Below are 4,387 nucleotides of genomic sequence, written 5' to 3'. Positions count from 1 at the left end.
TTGTCGGTGAACGCTCTCCTGAGTAGGACAAATCCGCCGGGAGCGGATTTGAACGTTGCGAAGCAACGGCCCGGAGGGTGGCGGGCAGGACGCCCGCCATAAACTGCCAGGCATCAAATTAAGCAGAAGGCCATCCTGACGGATGGCCTTTTTGCGTTTCTACAAACTCTTCCTGTCGTCATATCTACAAGCCATCCCCCCACAGATACGGTAAACTAGCCTCGTTTTTGCATCAGGAAAGCAGCTATGAACCACTCCTTAAAACCCTGGAACACATTTGGCATTGATCATAATGCTCAGCACATTGTATGTGCCGAAGACGAACAACAACTACTCAATGCCTGGCAGCATGCAACCGCAGAAGGGCAACCCGTTCTTATTCTGGGTGAAGGAAGTAATGTACTTTTTCTGGAAGACTATCGCGGCACGGTGATCATCAACCGGATCAAAGGTATCGAAATTCATGATGAACCTGATGCGTGGTATTTACATGTAGGAGCCGGAGAAAACTGGCATCGCCTGGTAAAATACACTTTGCAGGAAGGTATGCCTGGTCTGGAAAATCTGGCATTAATTCCTGGTTGTGTCGGCTCATCACCTATCCAGAATATTGGTGCTTATGGCGTAGAATTACAGCGAGTTTGCGCTTATGTTGATTGTGTTGAACTGGCGACAGGCAAGCAAGTGCGCTTAACTGCCAAAGAGTGCCGTTTTGGCTATCGCGACAGTATTTTTAAACATGAATACCAGGACCGCTTCGCCATTGTAGCCGTAGGTCTGCGTCTGCCAAAAGAGTGGCAATCTGTACTAACGTATGGTGACTTAACTCGTCTGGATCCTACAACAGTAACGCCACAGCAAGTATTTGATGCGGTGTGTCATATGCGCACCACCAAACTCCCTGATCCAAAAGTGAATGGCAATGCCGGTAGTTTCTTCAAAAACCCTGTTGTATCTGCCGAAACGGCTAAAGCATTACTGTCACAATTTCCAACAGCACCAAATTACCCCCAGGCGGATGGTTCAGTAAAACTGGCAGCAGGTTGGCTTATCGATCAGTGCCAGCTAAAAGGGATGCAAATGGGTGGGGCTGCGGTGCACCGTCAACAGGCGTTAGTTCTCATTAATGAAGACAATGCAAAAAGCGAAGATGTGGTGCAACTGGCACACCATGTAAGACAAAAAGTGGGTGAAAAATTTAATGTCTGGCTTGAGCCTGAAGTCCGCTTTATTGGTGCATCAGGTGAAGTGAGCGCAGTGGAGACAATTTCATGAAGGATAACACCGTGCCACTGAAATTAATCGCGCTGTTAGCGAATGGCGAATTTCACTCAGGTGAGCAGTTGGGTGAAACGTTAGGAATGAGCCGGGCGGCTATTAATAAACACATTCAGACACTGCGTGACTGGGGCGTTGATGTCTTTACCGTTCCGGGTAAAGGATACAGCCTGCCTGAGCCTATCCAGTTACTTAATGCTGAACAGATATTGGGTCAGCTGGATGGCGGTAGTGTAACTGTGCTGCCAGTGATTGACTCCACGAATCAGTACCTTCTTGATCGTATCGGAGAGCTTAAATCGGGCGATGCCTGCGTTGCAGAATACCAGCAGGCTGGCCGTGGTCGCCGGGGTCGGAAATGGTTTTCGCCTTTTGGCGCAAACTTATATTTGTCGATGTTCTGGCGTCTGGAACAAGGCCCGGCGGCGGCGATTGGTTTAAGTCTGGTTATCGGTATCGTGATGGCGGAAGTATTACGCAAGCTGGGTGCAGATAAAGTTCGTGTTAAATGGCCTAATGACCTCTATCTGCAGGATCGCAAGCTGGCAGGCATTCTTGTGGAGCTGACTGGCAAAACCGGCGATGCGGCGCAAATAGTCATTGGAGCCGGGATCAACATGGCAATGCGTCGTGTTGAAGAGAGTGTTGTTAATCAGGGGTGGATCACGCTGCAGGAAGCGGGGATCAATCTCGATCGTAATACGTTGGCGGCCATGCTAATACGTGAATTACGCGCGGCGCTGGAACTCTTCGAACAAGAAGGATTGGCACCTTATCTTTCGCGCTGGGAAAAGCTGGATAATTTTATTAATCGCCCAGTGAAACTTATCATTGGTGATAAAAAAATATTTGGCATTTCACGCGGAATAGACAAACAGGGCGCTTTATTGCTTGAGCAGGATGGAATAATAAAACCCTGGATGGGCGGTGAAATATCCCTGCGTAGTGCAGAAAAATAAGAAAGGGGAGCATTAGCTCCCCTGCAAATTATTTGCGTAGTCTGACCTCTTCTACCGCATGATTAGCACTTTTCGTCAGGATTAAACTGGCGCGCTCACGAGTAGGTAGAATATTTTGCTTTAAGTTCAGCCAGTTGATCTCTTTCCACAACGTCATGGCAGTCTTAATAGCTTCTTCTTTAGTTAATTTCGCGTAGTTATGAAAATAGGAATCCGGGTCTGTAAAAGCCCCTTCGCGGAATTTCAGAAAACGGTTGATATACCATGTCTGAAGTAAGTCTTCCGGAGCATCAACATATATCGAAAAATCGACAAAATCAGAAACAAATACATGATGTGGATCGTGTGGATAATCCATCCCGCTCTGTAAGACATTTAACCCTTCAAGAATTAAAATATCAGGCTGAACAACAGTTTTATCTCCATCCGGGATCACATCATAAATAAGATGCGAGTAAACAGGGGCTGTAACGTTTGGCACGCCGGACTTGAGATCGGAAACAAACTTCACCAGGCGATGCATATCATACGATTCCGGGAAGCCTTTCTTCTTCATCAGACCACGTTCTTTCAGAACCTGATTAGGGTGAAGGAAGCCATCTGTAGTGATCAGTTCAACACGACGATGTTCCGGCCAACGGCTTAATAGCGCCTGCAATACACGGGCGGTTGTACTTTTCCCCACCGCGACACTACCAGCAATACTGATAATGTAAGGAATGCGTTGCCCGTTGGTACCAAGAAACTGTTCCAGAACTGCCTGACGGCGCAGATTCGAGCTTATATAGAAGTTCAGCAAACGTGACAAAGGTAAATAGATCTCGGCAACTTCTTCTAACGAGAGATCTTCATTAATACCTTTGAGACGGGCGATCTCATCTTCCGATAACGTCATAGGTACGGAATCACGCAGAGCTGCCCACTGGTTGCGGTCAAACTGTAGGTAAGGCGTCATTAACGTTTGCTCTTTTATACTCATAAGCATGTTTCTGGCGGTCATAGCTCTATCGGCAAAGCGATATTTGCCATGGCGCGTCACAGTTCTGTTGAATGGGTTAATGGGCAGGAGGGTAACACCAGATGGGGAGGAATAATAAGAAAAAATCTCTCCCAGGAAGCTATCGTTGAAAAGCAATGTGACAGATATTCCATCTGATAAAAAGAATTATGGTTTAGCAGGAGCGCATTGTTGAGCACAATGATGTTGAAAAAGTGTGCTAATCTGCCCTCCATTCGGCTGTTTCTTCATCGTGTCGCATAAAATGTGACCAATAAAACAAATTATGCAATTTTTTAGTTGCATGAACTCGCATGTCTCCATAGAATGCGCGCTACTTGATGCCGACTTAGCTCAGTAGGTAGAGCAACTGACTTGTAATCAGTAGGTCACCAGTTCGATTCCGGTAGTCGGCACCATCAAGTCCGGTGGGGTTCCCGAGCGGCCAAAGGGAGCAGACTGTAAATCTGCCGTCACAGACTTCGAAGGTTCGAATCCTTCCCCCACCACCAATTTCGGCCACGCGATGGCGTAGCCCGAGACGATAAGTTCGCTTACCGGCTCGAATAAAGAGAGCTTCTCTCGATATTCAGTGCAGAATGAAAATCAGGTAGCCGAGTTCCAGGATGCGGGCATCGTATAATGGCTATTACCTCAGCCTTCCAAGCTGATGATGCGGGTTCGATTCCCGCTGCCCGCTCCAAGATGTGCTGATATAGCTCAGTTGGTAGAGCGCACCCTTGGTAAGGGTGAGGTCGGCAGTTCGAATCTGCCTATCAGCACCACTTCTTTTCTCCTCCCTGTTTTTTCCTTCTGTTTATTGCATTCAACAAGTCGGGCATGTTGCCTGGTTGATGTGGTGATATCACCGATTTATCCGTGTCTTAGAGGGACAATCGATGTCTAAAGAAAAGTTTGAACGTACAAAACCGCACGTTAACGTCGGTACTATCGGCCACGTTGACCATGGTAAAACAACGCTGACCGCTGCAATCACTACCGTACTGGCTAAAACCTACGGCGGTGCTGCTCGCGCATTCGACCAGATCGATAACGCGCCGGAAGAAAAAGCTCGTGGTATCACCATCAACACTTCTCACGTTGAATACGACACCCCGACCCGTCACTACGCACACGTAGACTGCCCGGGGCA

4 protein-coding genes and 4 tRNA genes are annotated in these 4,387 nt (G+C 47.7%); 7 read left to right on the top strand and 1 reads right to left on the bottom strand.

Going from position 1 to position 4,387, the window contains the following annotated elements; all coding sequences use genetic code 11:
- The first annotated feature begins 246 nt into the window (after nt 1–246).
- Together murB and birA are read left to right on the top strand one after the other, a co-directional pair.
- Complete coding sequence (gene murB / locus K0778_RS24975; protein ID WP_001016674.1) at nt 247–1,275, top strand: UDP-N-acetylmuramate dehydrogenase; 1,029 nt, start codon at nt 247–249, stop codon at nt 1,273–1,275.
- Nucleotides 1,272–2,237, top strand: coding sequence for a bifunctional biotin--[acetyl-CoA-carboxylase] ligase/biotin operon repressor BirA (birA, locus tag K0778_RS24970; RefSeq protein ID WP_000654620.1), 966 nt, complete (start codon nt 1,272–1,274; stop codon nt 2,235–2,237). Before murB ends, birA begins: the two co-directional genes overlap by 4 nt.
- Nucleotides 2,238–2,265: 28 nt before the next feature.
- Here birA and coaA read toward each other — a convergent pair whose 3' ends face one another.
- Nucleotides 2,266–3,216: a type I pantothenate kinase gene (gene coaA, locus K0778_RS24965; RefSeq protein ID WP_000023081.1), complete on the bottom strand. Its 951-nt coding sequence runs from the start codon at nt 3,214–3,216 to the stop codon at nt 2,266–2,268.
- A gap of 361 nt (nt 3,217–3,577) precedes the next feature.
- Here coaA and K0778_RS24960 point away from each other — a divergent pair.
- From K0778_RS24960 to K0778_RS24940, 5 genes are all read left to right on the top strand, one after another.
- Nucleotides 3,578–3,653: transfer RNA gene (locus K0778_RS24960), tRNA-Thr, on the top strand.
- 8 nt (nt 3,654–3,661) lie between these two features.
- Nucleotides 3,662–3,746: transfer RNA gene (locus K0778_RS24955), tRNA-Tyr, on the top strand.
- A 116-nt stretch (nt 3,747–3,862) separates the two neighbouring features.
- Nucleotides 3,863–3,937 (top strand) — tRNA-Gly (locus K0778_RS24950).
- A gap of 6 nt (nt 3,938–3,943) precedes the next feature.
- Nucleotides 3,944–4,019: transfer RNA gene (locus tag K0778_RS24945), tRNA-Thr, on the top strand.
- 114 nt (nt 4,020–4,133) lie between these two features.
- On the top strand, nt 4,134–4,387 hold a 254-nt coding region (locus tag K0778_RS24940), incomplete at its 3' end, for a GTP-binding protein (protein ID WP_000031671.1).

It is taken from the genome of Escherichia sp. XD33 (assembly GCF_019375075.1).
GTDB classification, from domain to species: Bacteria; Pseudomonadota; Gammaproteobacteria; order Enterobacterales; family Enterobacteriaceae; genus Enterobacter; species Enterobacter flexneri_A.
This window is presented reverse-complemented; position numbering and strand designations above follow the sequence as displayed.